Raw genomic sequence first — 14,711 nt, 5'->3', positions numbered from 1 at the left:
ATTATTTTTCTGTTTGGACGGCTATTATTAGCTGGACCAACTAGCAAATATATTTCATCCCCGTTCGTTTCTATCCCAAAGTACTTATCCGAATTTGGATTGAAATTTGTGCAAGGTATATATCTTTCCATATTTTCACCGTTTCGCACAACAATAAGTCTATTGTTTCTGTCGTCGTATCTAGCGATTCCGTTCATTTTTAATTCCCAGCATTAGTTATATATTTTTTAATAAAATTAATGTACAACACATTTTGTTATTACTGCAACATATTGTTACTTCAACATTTGCACAATGTGTAACCACTAATCCGCTAAACTGTTGATATTGCATAACTTTTAAGATGCACATAACTATTGGGCTTGCTGTTCGTACTAGCACAAAAGTTACACACTGGTATATTGGAGAACGTAAGTGCTTGTTTTAAAACATAAAAAAACTTACGTTGTTATTGAGTGGGAATAGGCGACTTCAGTCCGCCTTTACCCATGACCATGCTTGAGTTACGAGAAACTTCCCTCGCAATACTGGCAAATACCGATGTGCAATCCAAGGTTAGTCAGTTGCTTAAATTGTTCGATGACTATCAGGTTGAACAAATCGTATTACATATTCCTAGCAGTCTAGCCAGTCAAGATATTCAACTTCCTGGACGACCTACTAAGCCCGATTTAGTGGCGCCGAAGTTTGTTCCTAAAAGAAAAATGGATACGGTTGAGGGGAGAGCTATTCTTTGGCACTCCTTGGCACATATCGAATTTAATGCCATGAATCTTGCTTTAGATGCCATTTGGCGTTTTCCGAATATGCCTAAGGCTTATTACGAAGACTGGCTCAGAGTGGCAAAAGAAGAGGCCTACCATTTCAGTTTGATCAACGCCCATTTGCAGTCCTTTGGATTTTGTTATGGCGATTTCCCAGCCCACAATAGCTTGTGGGAGATGGTTGAGAGAACTACTGATTCAGTCATTGCCCGAATGGCCCTAGTCCCCCGAACAATGGAAGCAAGAGGTCTTGATGCGGTTCCGGAGATTCGGGATCGATTCAAGCAGATCAAAGATGATCGCGCTGTTGAAATTCTAGAAATCATTCTCCATGATGAGATTGGCCATGTCCTTGTTGGTAATCGCTGGTTTAATTTCTTGTGCGTCAATGACAACTTATCCCCGATTGCGACTTATCGAGACTTGGCTGAAAAATACCGTGCGCCCACCTTGAGGGGGCCGTTTAATTTTGATGCCCGTGAGCAAGCTGGCTTTACTTCTGAGGAATTAGAGTTGCTGGAATCTCTTAGTGAGAAACGGATGCAAGCGGCATGAAGATTCTGAGTCTCATTCCGCCGATGACGCAGCTCAATACGCCGTATCCATCGACCGCCTATCTCACTGGCTTTCTACGATCACGTGGTTTTGATGCTGTTCAAGAGGACTTAGCATTAGCCTTGGTTCTAGGTTTCTTTACTCAGAAGGGTTTATTAGAGGTTAAAGACCAAGCCTTAAAACTCCCTGAAGAAAATCGCAGTGCAAGCATCAACTTCTTCCTGGATTACTTTGCGGATTACCAGAGCACTATCACTTTAGCCATTGCTTTTTTACAAGGCCGCGATAGTACCCTTGCCCATCGCATCAACAGTCGTACTTTATTGCCTGAAGGTCCACGATTTGCATCTCTTGATGCCTATGATGAGGAAGAGGGTGGCGATTCATTGGCATGGGCATTTGGCGCACTGGGCTCTCAGGATCGGGCGCGTCATTTGGCTACTCTGTATCTCAATGATTTATCCGATGTTCTGCGTGATGCAGTAGATGAGCGCTTTGAGTTTGTTCGCTATGCAGAATCTTTGGCAGGCAGTCAGCCTACGTTTACGCCTTTAGCAGATGCTTTGGCAGCAAGCCCCACATTAATGGATTTACATTTACAAGGCCTAACAAAGTCTTCCATTGAAAAGCATCAACCTAGCTTGGTATTGCTTTCAGTACCATTCCCGGGGGCAATGTACGCCGCATTACGAATTGCCCAAACCATCAAGCAACATTACCCCCACATCAAGATTGGCCTTGGTGGTGGCTACGTGAATACGGAGTTGCGTGAGCTCACGGATCCACGCATATTTGATTTTGTAGACTACATCACCCTAGATTCCGGTGAGCGACCCTTGCTTGCTCTGTTGGAGCACTTAAATGGTAAGTGCTCCGCCGAAAGACTAGTGCGAACATTTATCCGCACCAGTAGTAATGAGGTTCGTTACATCAATTGGCAGGAACCAGATATTCCGTTTGAGGATGTCGGAACCGCCACTTGGGATGGGTTGCCACTGAATTCCTATTTATCGCTACTGGACATGCTTAACCCCATGCATCGCTTATGGAGTGATGGGCGCTGGAATAAGCTCACGGTTGCTCATGGATGCTATTGGAAAAAGTGCAGTTTTTGTGATGTCAGCTTGGATTATATTTCTCGTTATGAAACTGCTTCAGCAAGCCTCTTGGTTGATCGTATTGAGGCAATCGTTGCTGAGACTGGGCAGAGTGGATTTCACTTTGTAGATGAGGCAGCACCCCCAAAAATATTGAAAGCCCTTGCCGAAGAATTAATACGTCGTAAGGTAGTGATTTCATGGTGGGGGAATATTCGTTTTGAAAAGACGTTCACGCCTGAGCTCTGTGAGTTGTTAGCACAAAGCGGTTGCATTGCCATGTCCGGCGGGCTAGAAGTAGCTTCCGATAGACTCCTTGATCTCATGAAAAAAGGTGTTTCAGTTGATCAGGTTGCTAAAGTAACCAAAGGATTCTCGGATGCAGGAATCCTGGTGCACGCTTATCTCATGTACGGTTTCCCAACGCAAACGGTTCAAGAGACTGTCGACTCACTCGAATACGTTCGCCAACTTTTTGAAAATGGCTGCATTCAGAGCGGCTTCTTCCATCGATTTACGTGCACAATACATTCTCCGGTAGGGCTTGATCCGGAGGCTTATGGAATTGAGTTGCTGCCATTGCCCCCCATCAGCTTTGCTAAGAATGATGTTGGCTTTATAGACCCCACGGGGGTGGATCATGATCTTCTTGGTCTTGGTCTCAAAAAGGCGATCTACAACTTTATGCATGGCGTAGGCTTTGAGGAGGATGCCGACAAGTGGTTTGATGTGTCAGGTATTCCAAAAACCTCGGTAGGGCGCAATAAAATAGCAAAAGCACTCAAGCATCAATAAACATACATATACTTGATTCATCCAACCCCTCTCATTGAATCACTATGGGTAGCAATATGAATTTATCTCGTCGCACTTTTATCATGTTAGCCGCCTTAGCTCCAGTTGCTTGTGGTGGACTTTCTTATGAGCGCGGTATTCCAGTTGCTCAGCCAAAGCCACTGCCAGTAGTTCGCCCTCCACAAATTGGACAAGAGTGGACCTACATCAAGAAAAATATCTTTGATGGAAAAACTTTAGATGTGATTGCTGAGCGTGTTTCTAATATTGGGTCAACTATTGTGATTGATCGCATGACTGCTGATGGGGCTCGCTTGCCTAGTGAAATTCAGACTTCGTGGGGAATGGTTTCCACAGATACGCAGTGGTCGCGCTTGTTGAACTTCAGCCCATCTTTGCCGCTTTGGCCTGAGCAGCTATCTACTACCTGGGCAAAACAGTTTAATACCAAGTACAACATTGCTGGTTACTCAGACTCACGAATGAACTGGCAGGAATATATGAGTGTGCAAGGCTGGGAAAAAATTACCGTTCCTGCAGGAGAGTTTGTAGCGCTGCGTTTTCAGACTTTAATTAATTATGAGAGTGATGATCCCAACAAGGTTGATTGCATTCGCAAAGAAACAGTTTGGTTTGCTCCGCAGATTGGTCGCTGGGTTGCGCGTGAAACATCTGGCTCTTATCAAATTCAGGGGCAAATTGGCGCAGTGATTTTAGAGGGTAGCTATCAATGGCAACTCAGCGCCTACAAATAAACGCAATGCGAAGACTGCTAGTATTGCTGGCGCCAGCTTTATTGGTGGCATGTATATCTGGTCAGCCTTACCCAACTTCCACGCCTTTACCTCAACCCACTAACCCTCCGAAGGTGAGGGCGCCACAAGTAGGGCAGCAGTGGGTCTACAACGTGCGTAATGTCTTCAACCAAGAGTTGGTGGATATTGTTACTGAGAGGGTGGTTTCTGTTGGACCCCAGATTCGCATTGAGCGAAGTGGGCTAAAAGCAGGGCCGCTCCCCGATGAAATCCAGCAGCCTTGGGGTTATGTCTTGCAGGATCCCCATTGGAACCCCCCTCAAAAGTTTTTGAAGTCGATCCCCTTATGGCCGGAGCAACTCGTCCCAGGATGGTCTAGTTTCTATCGCGATCGCTATCAAGTGGTCGGCTATCCCGACAACGACTATTACTGGGGATTAAATGTAACGGCGCTTCAGTGGGAGGGTGTCGGCGTGCCCGCCGGGCAATTTCCGGTCTTGAAGTATCAAAATGAGGCGCCATTCTTCTCCAGCAATGACTTCTCTCGGATAGCTAACTATCGTCAAGAAGATGTTTGGTTTTCCCCAGAAATCGGTCGTTGGGTTATCAGACGTGGCTATGGACGCTATCTATGGGCTGGTATGTTTTGGAGCAATGCCCTTTGGGAAGACTACTTAGAGTGGGAGCTTGTGTCCTGGAAGTAAGTAAAGCGCTTAAAATCAGTACATAGCTATGTATACCGTAAAAGAACTCTTTCCAACCCTTCAGGGTGAAGGCGCCCACGCTGGTCGTGCGGCTGTATTTTGTCGCTTTGCCGGCTGCAATCTCTGGAGCGGTCGCGAAGAAGATCGCGCTACTGCAGTTTGCCAATTTTGCGATACCGACTTTGTCGGAATTGATGGCGTAGGTGGCGGTAAGTTTGAAACCGCCTCCCTGTTGGCGGACACCATCGAGGAGGTCTGGAACAGTACCTCAGCGGGACCACAACAGCGTTATGTCGTTTTTACTGGTGGCGAGCCACTGCTGCAACTCGATACCAACTTAATTGATGCTTTACACGCCAAAGGCTTTGCTGTTGCCATTGAGACCAACGGAACTATCAAGGTTCCTAAGGGTGTTGATTGGATATGTGTGAGCCCTAAGACTGGTTCTGAGTTGGTGGTATTGCAGGCTGATGAGATTAAGGTAGTGATTCCTCAGCAAGGCCATAGTTCCCTTGAGAATTTATTGGCCCGATTTGAGAAGATGGATTATCGCAATCGCTTCTTGCAGGCCATGGATGGTCCAAACCTAGAAGAAAACCTCGCATTAGCAGTACGCCTATGTCAAAAGCGACCTTTATGGCGTTTGAGTGTTCAGACCCATAAAATGATCGGTATTCGATAGTAGCTCCACCAAGCGATATTTAAGTATTTAGAAAAGTAATCATGACCACTAAGCAAGAAGCTATCTTCATTACCCGTCGACTTGAGTTTGATTCAGGACATCGCATTCCGAACCATGATGGGCAGTGCCGTCATCTACATGGTCATCGTTATGCAATTGAAGTCACGCTCACTGGTGTCATTGCTGACCATCCGGGTAAAGCAGATGATGGCATGGTCTTAGATTTTGGGGATATTAAGCGCCTTACTAATCAATACGTAGTGGAGCCTTGGGACCATGCATTTTTAGTGGCCAAAGAAGATGCTGGATTAGTGGATTATTTAAATTCCATTCCGAATCACAAGACGGTAGTCATGGAGCATGTTCCTACTGTTGAGAACTTAGCTAGCGCCGCCTTCAGAGTATTGCAACCTATTTTTGAAAAAGCCTTCGATGGTCGACTCAAGCTGGCATCTATTCGTCTTTATGAAACCCCCAATTGTTGGGCTGACGTTTCTCACTCTTAAGAAGCGATATGCAAGCAGAGCTTGATCGCCAATTTATGCAGCAAGCTTTGGATCAAGCCAAGCTCGCTGCAGTCGCCGGCGAAGTGCCGGTCGGCGCAGTATTGGTGCGAGATGGTCAAGTTATCTCAACTGGTTTTAATCGGCCAATTAGCAACAGTGACCCTAGCGCCCATGCTGAGATGATGGCCTTGCGCGTTGCCGCTTCAAATGAATCTAACTATCGATTACCCGGTACTACTCTCTATGTCACGCTTGAGCCCTGCACCATGTGTGCTGGAGCGATGCTTCATGCTCGGGTTGATCGTGTTGTATTTGGTGCCGCGGATCCTAAAACGGGTGCTGCAGGCAGTGTACTCAATGTATTCTCAGAAAAGCAGATTAACCACCAGACCCAAGTTGAAGGTGGCATCATGAGCGAAGAGTGCGGTCAGGTACTGCGCAATTTTTTTAAGGAGCGGCGTTGAAGCAAATTCATTTGATTGCTCCTTCAGGAGCTAGTCTAGATCCTCGCAGTCCATTGGCTGGAATCGAGTGGCTCAAACAGCAAGGCATCGAGGTTCTCAATATTGCTTGTGTAAACCGAATCGAGCAACGTTTTGCTGGCTCTGATGCTGAGCGTTTGGCTGAAATGAATCAACTTGCTGAGCTCTCCCCCGAGATTGCTGTTGTGGCAATGCGCGGTGGCTATGGATTACTTCGCCTACTTCCAGATATTGAGTGGGATGCGATTGCCAGCGCTATTAAAGACGGCCTACAGATTTGTGGACATAGTGATTTCACAGTCTTCCAGTTGGGTTTGTTGGCAAAAACTGGTGCGGTCACTTTGGCAGGCCCCATGCTGAATTTTGATTTTGCTTGTCAGGGTGAACAGGGTGACAGCGCTATTCCCAATGCATTCATGTGGACGCATTTTCAAAAAGCCATAAACGAACGTAAATTAGATTGCACTATTGAGGCCAATCAAGCCTTCTTAAAAAAGTCTGCCGCAGGCCAAGTATCGGGAATGCTTTGGGGTGGAAACTTAACGGTACTTGCAGGTCTAGTTGGCACACCTTACTTGCCAAGTAAACAGCAAACTCAAGGCGGGATTTTGTTTCTAGAGGATGTGAATGAACATCCTTATCGGATTGAGCGGATGTTGATGCAATTATTAGATGCTGGCATATTGAGTAATCAAAGCGCTATCCTCTTGGGCGGATTCTCAGCCTATCGCCTGTATGACAATGATCGTGGTTACACACTAGAAAGCGCGATCGAGGCTATTGGCAAGCGCCTTCCTGACTGTATTCCCATCTTGACCGGCTTGCCCTTTGGGCACCAAGCCGAGAAGATGACTTTGCCAGTGGGTGCGCAAGCGCACGTTGAACATAGTGTCTCAGGATTTACTATTCAGTCTCAGTGGTAGTAAACCTCACCATGAATGAATTCCCTTTGCGAGTATTGGCATTTCTAACTAGCATATTGATTGCGAGCGCTGCAATGGCAACCGAAGAACCAAAATATACTCTTCTCGAGAAATCAGAACCATTTGAATTGCGTGCCTATGCACCCCTCATTGTGGCAGAGGTCAAAGTAGACGGTGATTTAGATGCTGCCTCTAGTCAAGGATTTCGCTTAATTGCCGCCTATATCTTTGGAAAAAATCAGGTATCTGAAAAAATTGCGATGACCACACCTGTCGGCATTGAATCCAGTGATCAAAATGAGGGTGCAAAGATTGCGATGACTGCCCCCGTAGGAATTGAGAGCAGCAAGTCCCCCGACAATGCAGGCAATCAATGGATGGTGTCGTTTGTGATGCCTGCGGAGTACACCTTAGCTAGCCTGCCAAAACCCTTAGATCCAAAAGTCAAAATAAGAGAAGTACCTGCAGAGAAAAGAGCGGTAATTACCTTTTCAGGGTTTTACAACGAAGAGAAGGTGCAAGAAAAAACTCAGGCATTGCGGGATTGGATCAAGCTGAAGAATTTAAAGCCAACTGGTGAACCTCAGTTTGCTCGCTATAACCCACCCTGGACTCTGCCTTTCATGCGTCGTAACGAAGTGATGATTCAAGTGCAGGATTAAGGTCCTGGATTAAGCCTCAAAACCCTTTAATACAAACCTGGCACCACCATCTTGCCCTAGCGCTTTCACAAGAATAGGCAGACTTTCATTTAATTGCTTTTCTAAAGTCCAGGGTGGGTTGATGATGAACATGCCGCTAGCCTGAAGCCGACGCTCTTTAGGGGCATTCTCAACCCGCAGCTCAATATGTAACCAAGAGCGTTTATGGGCTGCCGCAATCTTTTTCAGATGATCAGGTAGACCTGCTGATTCTCTTCGGGAAAGGCATGGGTACCAGATTGCATAGCATCCGGTGGCGAAACGATGTAGCGCTTCCTCCATCGTAGTTTCGAGATAACGATAGTCCTGCTTATCTTCGTAAGAGGGATCAATTAAAACAAGTCCACGCCTACTAGGTGGTGGCATCAAGCCCTTTAGTCTTGCAAAGCTATCCTCTGCATAGATGTCAATTTGCTTTGCTTGCTTGAGCTCGCTGATGTTGTGGCGCAAGATATCAATCTCTTTCGGGTGCAACTCAAAGAGTTTCAGACGGTCTTGCGTTCTGAGTAATCGAGCCAAAATAAATGGTGAGCCAGGATAGATCGTAATCTCATCGACAGCATTCTCTGCCTGAATGTACTCGAGAAAATTGGAAATGCCAGGGCTTACGGAGTTAGTCTGCGCAAATTTAGCCAAACGGTGAATGCCTTGATCTGCCTCATTGCTGATTGTTGCAAAGCCATCAATCAGACTGTAGATGCCAGCACCTGCATGGGTATCGACAATAGTCAGAGCCCCCGGTTTTTCTTGGAGATACTCCACCAAATGAATCATTACGAGATGTTTCAAAATATCGGCATGACTACCTGCATGGAAAGCATGGCGATAGCTAAACATCTTTATATAGCCCTCGGTTTTTGCGCTTTAATAAATAAAGCTAAGGTAATGCTGATTAATGCCACACAAGCATACTGTAAGGATTGATTGAGGGTTGAGTCTAGGGTTTGTGTGAGCAGTACGTAGATGGTTGCGAGACCACCGAGGGCAAGTAAGCGCGGCCCAATCTTATTGGCGACTAGTTGCGCTTCCGGAATAAGTCTAGCTAATCCTGCTCCAAGCATTCCAGACCATAGGCCAATAGCGCAACCTACTAGAACATCGGTGAGCCAGTGAGCACCAAGTGCATTTCGAGAGATGCCGGCAAAGCCAGCGATGATGAAGATCCACCATAAAGAGCTTCTTTTATCTCGATCACTAGCAAAGTAGATTCCAGAAGCCACAGCAAAAGCAGTGAGCGTATGTCCAGAGGGCATGGCTCTGTGCAACAAAGGCTCACCAATTCGGTAAAAATCCTCTAAAGAAAGCACTCCAGCGGGTCGCGGTAAATTCAAAAATGGTTTAATGATTTGACTGACGGCACCACCAATCAGAGATGCCAATAGTCCAGCACAGAGTAATCGAGGTGCTAACAGTAAGAGTGGAAAGCATAGAGCAAAGCTGCCCCAGCCATTGCCAATCAAGGTAAGCCAAGTCCATAGGGTGTCAGGAAAAATCTGCGTATAACGATTGATGAATAAAAACGTTGGCGTCTGTAATTCACCAAAGTAAATGGTGATTGCTAAACCCAGGGGCAGCAGTGGAACACACCAAACCCAAATTGATGCAATTGTTAAAGTCGATTTACGCTGCTCAGTCATGCCAATTAACGTACTTGCCCTTGATCGACTTCATTGAGTTGATGCACCATCTTCTCTAATACTTGAGGGACGGTAATGGCTTGCATACAGACATTGTCATGGCAAGGTGTCTTGCGATGATTGGCTGCGCTGACACACGGGGAGCATGCTAGATTAGCGGTAATCGAAATTGATTTACCAACAGAACCATAGAGTGCCGGGGTTTCTGGCCCGAACAGGACGACTGTGCGCAGCGGAGTAACAGCAGAAAAATGACCAGGCCCGGAATCGTTGGTCACCATCACATCAGATAGCGTGTAGAGCGGCGGCAATTCTGCGAAGCTTACTTGGCCTGCAAAGTTCAACGCATTTTTGACATTGGCAACTGAGCGTACTTTTTCAACATACTCAAATTCAGCTGGGGAGCCGGTGATCAGAATGAGATCATTTGGATACAGCTGGCTCAATCCTTGAATGAGTTCGGAGAAGCGTTGCTGTGCCCAGCGCCTTTGCGGCAATAAGTCGCTTGCATTGGGATTTACCAAAATGAGGCGTTGCTTACCTTGCTTAAATTGAATGCCAAAAGTCTCACTGAGTTTCTCAATGCGCTCGCGAACTTTGTTCAATACGACTGGATCAATTACCGCTTGTTCCAAACGAACTTCTGAATCAGCAATATGTATTTTGCTAAACGGCACTTCAATCTCTTTAGCAAATGCCGCATGAATAAGGGATAGGAAATTCTTAGTAATGTGAATGTGTGGGTTGTAATGGACTTTGCGAGTCAACATAAAGCCACGCCACAAGCCTTCACCATGAAAAATGTGATAACCCACGCGGCAACGTGCACCACAAAGGCCGGTAAGTAATGCGGTAAAGCGAGAAAATAATTCCAAATCAATGACGGTATCGATGCGGTGCTTGCGAGCCAGTAGTAAAAATTTGAGCGTGTCTTTGATTAGGCCGCCCAAGCTTGAAGAGTCAATTGTGAAAATATTCTCAGGCTTAACGGTATTTAATAAAGTGAGACTGGCGCGATTGCTTTTAAAGATCAGGAAAAACAGTTCAGCACCACGAGCCTGGGCGTTACGCATGGCTGGGTCTACCAAAATCGCACTACCCATTTCTGATAATTCAATAAAAAGTAGCTTACGCGGCGCGTCTTGACTGGGGCTAAATATATTCTTAATGCCATCAATCAGAGCAACTATCGGACTTGCTACCGCGCAGAGGGGGACTCCAACCCAATGGTCGATGGCACGCATGGTGTTAACGCTAATACTCATAGTGTGGCTCTAAAAGAATTACTTCCGTTTTAATAAAAAGTAAGCGCCAGGCAATACCGATAACACGGTAATTGCGCCGTAGCTAATGGATGCTAGTACGGTCATAGAGGGGCTAACACCCCACAACGCCAGTACTGAAGAGAGTGTGGCTTCACGCAAGCCCCAGCCGGAGATGCTGATCGGTAGCATTAATAAGAGGCTGAGTGCAGGCAAGCCAATCATGAGGGCTTCAATAGGAGCATCGACCCCATAAGCCTTGAGGCAGAAGAGCAGCGTCAAAATAGTGAGGGAATGAATGCCAATTGCAAATGCAGCTTGAGCCATATTCATAGGCCAAGAAAAGGCCAGCTTGATACCAGGTAGAGCATGATTCATTTGTAGGCGGTCTAATAGTTTTTGCAGCAAATTGCAGCTAGGACCCCAGGCCAAAATTGCAGTAATCAGCAGGCCAGCAAAAATCATGACGCCAGTAACGGCATAACCCAAGTCTATTCCCCAGGTAGCCAAAGTGGCACCACCCAGAATGAGGCCAAGCCCACCGAGCAAATTGTTTCCAGCCAAGCCAAGTAGTCGGTCGACTAGAACCATGGAAAAACTCAGACGCAGTTTAGGGGTGGCATGCTCTAGGTCAACGGAGTGATGAAGCTCCTCACTCAACTCTTTTTCTTCGGTCAACTTGCCGCTACTATTTAAATGGGTTGCAGTAATAGCGCGATAGCTGTCACCACCAAGTGTGCTCGGCAATCCTTGGTTGATCAATCCGCCAGCAAAGTAGAGTGCGACAAAATTGGTCATACTTCCCTGAAATCCAACTTTACGCATTAAAAATCCCCAGCGCAGACCACCGCAAACAAACGCTGAGAGCATTGTGAATCCTGCGACTAAAAACCACCAAGGCTGCATTTGAATATCGGAATCTAGGAGTGCGTGCCAATCAATTCCGCTGGTTGCTTTCCAGAGGAGGGCGACAGACAACAAAATACGAATCGTGGGCCAAGCCCGCTTGAGGATTGCTTTCCACCCAGATGTGGCTTTTGGGGTGGCTTGGGGTTGTGAACTCATAGGCGTAAGGATAATGCCTATGACTCCTAAGGTATTGAATTTTAGGAATTAATGTGCTGTACCAGCATCCTGCCAGTTGCGACAGAGGCTGAAGTCAAACTTGGATAAAACCTGCCCAAACCGGATGATTTCTTGGCTGTCTAGGGGTTCGCATAGCTCAAAGGCGAGATCGCCGCCTAAAGGAGGCTTAAAAGCCATTCCCGACCAATTGATGAGTACAACGCTTGCTCCGACTGGTAATTGCCCAAACCAAAGGTCAAACTGGTCCCGCCGTTGGTCCAGCACAAAGACTGGAAGGGGTAGGGCATACCAAGCGGCGCGACTACCTAAAGTCCAGTTTTGTACTGCAATACCGTTTGCCTTGGTGGCCTGAGCTAACTGAGCTGCTTTTTCTCCGGCAATCTTCCAGCCATAGAGGTCCGCAATTGGATTGGACTTGATGGCAGCAGTATTCACCCCTCCCGCTAAAACATAGCCAAAGCCCAGCAAGCAAATGAGCAATTGCCCAGTAAGCAAAATACGAATTGCCATGCGATGTTGTAAAGCCCATGCCTTAGCTAGACCAATGCCAGCAAATGGCGCCAGGCAAAACCACGCGGGTGTGGTCCAGTGGGGTAGGCTGCCGCCTCCAGACAGCGATGCAAAAATCGCAAAGGGAATGACGAAGAAGCTCAGTAAGGCAATGAGAATGGCCTTCTGTGAGTGGAGGCAGTTCTTAATGAATGTATAGACGCCTAAAAGTAATAGAGGTCCAAAGCACACAATCTGAATACCGATAAAAGCGCCGACCCTACGCCATGCCCAAGTGCCACCACTACCATGAGCAATTTGATATTTGAACGAGATCCAATCATTGATCCAGTTCCAATACAGCACTGGGCTAATGAAGAGTAAGGCGATTACTGCAGCTATCCAGAAACCCGCTTTACTGATCCAGGCTTTCTTCGGTGAGGCCAAGAAAACAAAGAGCAAGGCAAATGCGGTAAATGCAGCGGTGTATTTGCTAAGCCCTGCCAAGCCCAGTATGGAGCCGGTGATCACCCAGTCAGCAAGCAAGAAGTGATCTTTTCGGGTCCAGCGCAAAGCCATCAACATCAAACCAAGGCTTAAGGGGGCAAGTAGCGTGTCTGGTAATAGACCAATTGCTAAAACATGGGGCAGTGGGGCTGCAATGATTGCTAAAACAGCCATGAGTCCACACAGGTTTGCTGAAGGAAGGGTAGTAGTGAGGTAGCCCGCATGACGCCCCTGTATCAAGCGATGAATTTCTACTGTCACTTGATAGACCAAGAAAGCAGAAAGCACCCAAAGCAATTCTGGAACTAGGCGAATGATTCCCTCGGATGAGGTCAGGGCAACTAGTGGCCACTGGATCCAACCCACTAATGGTGGGTGATCAAAATAACTCCAAGCAAGATGCTTTGCATATAAGGCGTAATGAGCTTCATCGACAGAAAACTCAATTGAGAAGCCAAGGGCAAAATGCACCACCGCAGCAATGCAGATGCTGATGACGGCCCAGCTTGAGTGTGATTGATGGCGCATTGCACGATTTTAGACTTAGCACCCCATTCTTTGGGACAATTCAGGAGATGCTCACAAAAAACCGCTTTCGATCCCTGCTGTTGTTGCCTGCTACAGCCATCGCTCTAGCCGGTTGCGCAGGGCTCACTGGTAATTCAATCGAGAATGAGGCTGGACAAGCATTTAATGCCGACCAGTTGCCAGCCCAGGAGGATTTGCCGAAATTCTCTGCTGAGAAGCCGCGCGATGGGATGCCAAATGGTTGGCATTTCTATCGCATAGCACCTTATAAAAAGAACACTATTTACCGGCTTGAGAAATATCAAGGTCGAACAGTGCTTGCAGCCAATTCCAAAACTTCAGCTTCTGGGCTTGCAGTAAAACTTCGGCCCCGTTCAGCTCAAAACTTATGGCTGCAATGGGAGTGGAGGGCGGTAGGGGCCATACCGCAAGCGGATAATGCAGAAAGTCAGCATGACGATGCACCACTGCGCATCTTGGTAGCCTTCGATGGCAATAAGTCAAAGCTGCCTCTAAAAGAAAAGCTGACCTTTGAGATGGCCAGCTTAATCAGTGGCCAAGAGATGCCTTACGCCACAGTAATGTATGTATGGTCAGGTAAGAATTCAGTCAATACCGTTTTGAACAATGCGCACACGTCTCGAGTAAAGATGATTGTGGTTGACTCTGGCTGGGAAGGTTTGGGTGAGTGGAAAAAACATGAGCGAGATCTAGCGGCGGACTATAAGCTGGCTTATGGTGAGGCGGCAGGCAATGTCATCGGCATTGCGCTTCTGACTGATACCGACAATACTAAATCGGAGACTCGTGCCCTCTACGGTGACATTGAGTTAGTTCGCAAGAATCCGAAATAACTCAAGCGTGCTTGGGGTGCCAGCGCTTCAAGAGAAGAGCGTTGCTCAATACGCAGAAACTAGAGAGTGCCATCGCACTGCCGGCTAGCATGGGCGATAGGTAACCCAAAGCTGCCATCGGTATACCGATCGTATTAAATCCAAATGCCCAAAATAAATTTTGACGAATCTTGTCCCAAGTTTTCTTGGAGATATCAATCGCATCGGCTACTAGAGTGGGATCTCCGCGCATCAATGTAATTCCAGCAGCTTGCATTGCTACATCAGTGCCAGTAGACATTGCCATGCCAACATCTGCCATCGCCAATGCAGGCGCATCATTCACACCATCACCAATCATCGCTACATAATGTTTTTTGTCCTGAGTAGTGCTCTTAGTAGTGC

Annotated in this window: 17 protein-coding genes; 10 read left to right on the top strand and 7 right to left on the bottom strand. The window is 46.8% G+C overall.

What is annotated here, in order from left to right:
• A partial coding sequence (locus B7X71_RS05700; protein ID WP_293600346.1) for a hypothetical protein occupies positions 1 to 197 on the bottom strand: 197 nt, incomplete at its 3' end.
• Positions 198 to 494: 297 nt separating this feature from the next.
• Between B7X71_RS05700 and B7X71_RS05695 the strand changes: the two genes are divergently transcribed.
• The 9 genes from B7X71_RS05695 to B7X71_RS05655 all read left to right on the top strand — a co-directional run bounded on the left by B7X71_RS05695 (position 495) and on the right by B7X71_RS05655 (position 7,925).
• A complete protein-coding gene (locus tag B7X71_RS05695; RefSeq protein ID WP_293597076.1) occupies positions 495 to 1,319 on the top strand; it encodes a ferritin-like domain-containing protein in 825 nt (274 codons plus the stop codon).
• Positions 1,316 to 3,211, top strand: a complete 1,896-nt coding sequence (locus tag B7X71_RS05690; RefSeq protein WP_293597075.1) for a B12-binding domain-containing radical SAM protein — start codon at positions 1,316 to 1,318, stop codon at positions 3,209 to 3,211. The genes B7X71_RS05695 and B7X71_RS05690 overlap by 4 nt, the downstream gene beginning before the upstream one ends.
• A 56-nt stretch (positions 3,212 to 3,267) precedes the next feature.
• Complete coding sequence (locus B7X71_RS05685; protein ID WP_293597074.1) at positions 3,268 to 3,966, top strand: hypothetical protein; 699 nt, start codon at positions 3,268 to 3,270, stop codon at positions 3,964 to 3,966.
• Positions 3,967 to 3,971: 5 nt separating this feature from the next.
• Positions 3,972 to 4,670 (top strand): hypothetical protein, encoded by a 699-nt coding sequence (locus B7X71_RS05680; protein ID WP_293597073.1) that lies wholly within the window; start codon positions 3,972 to 3,974, stop codon positions 4,668 to 4,670.
• Between the two features lie 28 nt (positions 4,671 to 4,698).
• Complete coding sequence (gene queE / locus B7X71_RS05675; protein ID WP_293597072.1) at positions 4,699 to 5,352, top strand: 7-carboxy-7-deazaguanine synthase; 654 nt, start codon at positions 4,699 to 4,701, stop codon at positions 5,350 to 5,352.
• Between the two features lie 41 nt (positions 5,353 to 5,393).
• A complete protein-coding gene (gene queD, locus B7X71_RS05670; RefSeq protein ID WP_293597071.1) occupies positions 5,394 to 5,858 on the top strand; it encodes a 6-carboxytetrahydropterin synthase QueD in 465 nt (154 codons plus the stop codon).
• An 8-nt stretch (positions 5,859 to 5,866) separates the two neighbouring features.
• Positions 5,867 to 6,322: a tRNA adenosine(34) deaminase TadA gene (gene tadA / locus B7X71_RS05665; protein WP_293597070.1), complete on the top strand. Its 456-nt coding sequence runs from the start codon at positions 5,867 to 5,869 to the stop codon at positions 6,320 to 6,322.
• Positions 6,319 to 7,263, top strand: a complete 945-nt coding sequence (locus B7X71_RS05660) for an LD-carboxypeptidase (protein WP_293597069.1) — start codon at positions 6,319 to 6,321, stop codon at positions 7,261 to 7,263. The genes tadA and B7X71_RS05660 overlap by 4 nt, the downstream gene beginning before the upstream one ends.
• Before the next feature lie 74 nt (positions 7,264 to 7,337).
• Positions 7,338 to 7,925 (top strand): heme-binding protein, encoded by a 588-nt coding sequence (locus tag B7X71_RS05655; RefSeq protein ID WP_293600345.1) that lies wholly within the window; start codon positions 7,338 to 7,340, stop codon positions 7,923 to 7,925.
• Between the two features lie 9 nt (positions 7,926 to 7,934).
• Here B7X71_RS05655 and rlmJ read toward each other — a convergent pair whose 3' ends face one another.
• Genes rlmJ through B7X71_RS05630 form a run of 5 tightly spaced genes read right to left on the bottom strand, consistent with a single transcriptional unit; the run spans position 7,935 to position 13,473 of the window.
• Complete coding sequence (gene rlmJ / locus B7X71_RS05650) at positions 7,935 to 8,801, bottom strand: 23S rRNA (adenine(2030)-N(6))-methyltransferase RlmJ (protein WP_293597067.1); 867 nt, start codon at positions 8,799 to 8,801, stop codon at positions 7,935 to 7,937.
• Positions 8,802 to 8,803: 2 nt separating this feature from the next.
• Complete coding sequence (locus tag B7X71_RS05645; RefSeq protein WP_293597066.1) at positions 8,804 to 9,601, bottom strand: phosphatase PAP2 family protein; 798 nt, start codon at positions 9,599 to 9,601, stop codon at positions 8,804 to 8,806.
• A gap of 5 nt (positions 9,602 to 9,606) precedes the next feature.
• Positions 9,607 to 10,866 carry a glycosyltransferase family 9 protein gene (locus tag B7X71_RS05640; protein WP_293597065.1) on the bottom strand — a complete coding sequence of 420 codons (1,260 nt, stop codon included), beginning with the start codon at positions 10,864 to 10,866 and terminating at the stop codon, positions 9,607 to 9,609.
• A gap of 18 nt (positions 10,867 to 10,884) precedes the next feature.
• On the bottom strand, positions 10,885 to 11,928 hold the full coding sequence (locus tag B7X71_RS05635) for a lysylphosphatidylglycerol synthase transmembrane domain-containing protein (protein WP_293597064.1): 1,044 nt from the start codon (positions 11,926 to 11,928) through the stop codon (positions 10,885 to 10,887).
• Between the two features lie 48 nt (positions 11,929 to 11,976).
• Positions 11,977 to 13,473, bottom strand: coding sequence for a glycosyltransferase family 39 protein (locus tag B7X71_RS05630; protein WP_293597063.1), 1,497 nt, complete (start codon positions 13,471 to 13,473; stop codon positions 11,977 to 11,979).
• 47 nt (positions 13,474 to 13,520) lie between these two features.
• Here B7X71_RS05630 and B7X71_RS05625 point away from each other — a divergent pair, with 47 nt between their 5' ends.
• Positions 13,521 to 14,327 carry a DUF3047 domain-containing protein gene (locus tag B7X71_RS05625; RefSeq protein ID WP_293597062.1) on the top strand — a complete coding sequence of 269 codons (807 nt, stop codon included), beginning with the start codon at positions 13,521 to 13,523 and terminating at the stop codon, positions 14,325 to 14,327.
• A 1-nt stretch (position 14,328) separates the two neighbouring features.
• Here B7X71_RS05625 and B7X71_RS05620 read toward each other — a convergent pair.
• A partial coding sequence (locus B7X71_RS05620; protein WP_293600344.1) for an HAD-IC family P-type ATPase occupies positions 14,329 to 14,711 on the bottom strand: 383 nt, incomplete at its 5' end.

The organism is Polynucleobacter sp. 39-46-10 (genome assembly GCF_002282275.1).
The sequence above is the reverse complement of the archived record's forward strand: the minus strand, read 5'-3'. Positions and strand labels throughout refer to the sequence as shown.

Bases quoted from the DNA above. Each gene is read 5' to 3' on its own strand.
- B7X71_RS05695 (WP_293597076.1), top strand. From the start codon at position 495: ATGCTTGAGTTACGAGAAACTTCCCTCGCAATACTGGCAAATACCGAT.
- B7X71_RS05690 (WP_293597075.1), top strand. From the start codon at position 1,316: ATGAAGATTCTGAGTCTCATTCCGCCGATGACGCAGCTCAATACGCCG.
- B7X71_RS05685 (WP_293597074.1), top strand. From the start codon at position 3,268: ATGAATTTATCTCGTCGCACTTTTATCATGTTAGCCGCCTTAGCTCCA.
- B7X71_RS05680 (WP_293597073.1), top strand. From the start codon at position 3,972: ATGCGAAGACTGCTAGTATTGCTGGCGCCAGCTTTATTGGTGGCATGT.
- queE (WP_293597072.1), top strand. From the start codon at position 4,699: ATGTATACCGTAAAAGAACTCTTTCCAACCCTTCAGGGTGAAGGCGCC.
- queD (WP_293597071.1), top strand. From the start codon at position 5,394: ATGACCACTAAGCAAGAAGCTATCTTCATTACCCGTCGACTTGAGTTT.
- tadA (WP_293597070.1), top strand. From the start codon at position 5,867: ATGCAAGCAGAGCTTGATCGCCAATTTATGCAGCAAGCTTTGGATCAA.
- B7X71_RS05655 (WP_293600345.1), top strand. From the start codon at position 7,338: ATGGCAACCGAAGAACCAAAATATACTCTTCTCGAGAAATCAGAACCA.
- rlmJ (WP_293597067.1), bottom strand. From the start codon at position 8,801: ATGTTTAGCTATCGCCATGCTTTCCATGCAGGTAGTCATGCCGATATT.
- B7X71_RS05645 (WP_293597066.1), bottom strand. From the start codon at position 9,601: ATGACTGAGCAGCGTAAATCGACTTTAACAATTGCATCAATTTGGGTT.
- B7X71_RS05640 (WP_293597065.1), bottom strand. From the start codon at position 10,866: ATGAGTATTAGCGTTAACACCATGCGTGCCATCGACCATTGGGTTGGA.
- B7X71_RS05635 (WP_293597064.1), bottom strand. From the start codon at position 11,928: ATGAGTTCACAACCCCAAGCCACCCCAAAAGCCACATCTGGGTGGAAA.
- B7X71_RS05630 (WP_293597063.1), bottom strand. From the start codon at position 13,473: ATGCGCCATCAATCACACTCAAGCTGGGCCGTCATCAGCATCTGCATT.
- B7X71_RS05625 (WP_293597062.1), top strand. From the start codon at position 13,521: ATGCTCACAAAAAACCGCTTTCGATCCCTGCTGTTGTTGCCTGCTACA.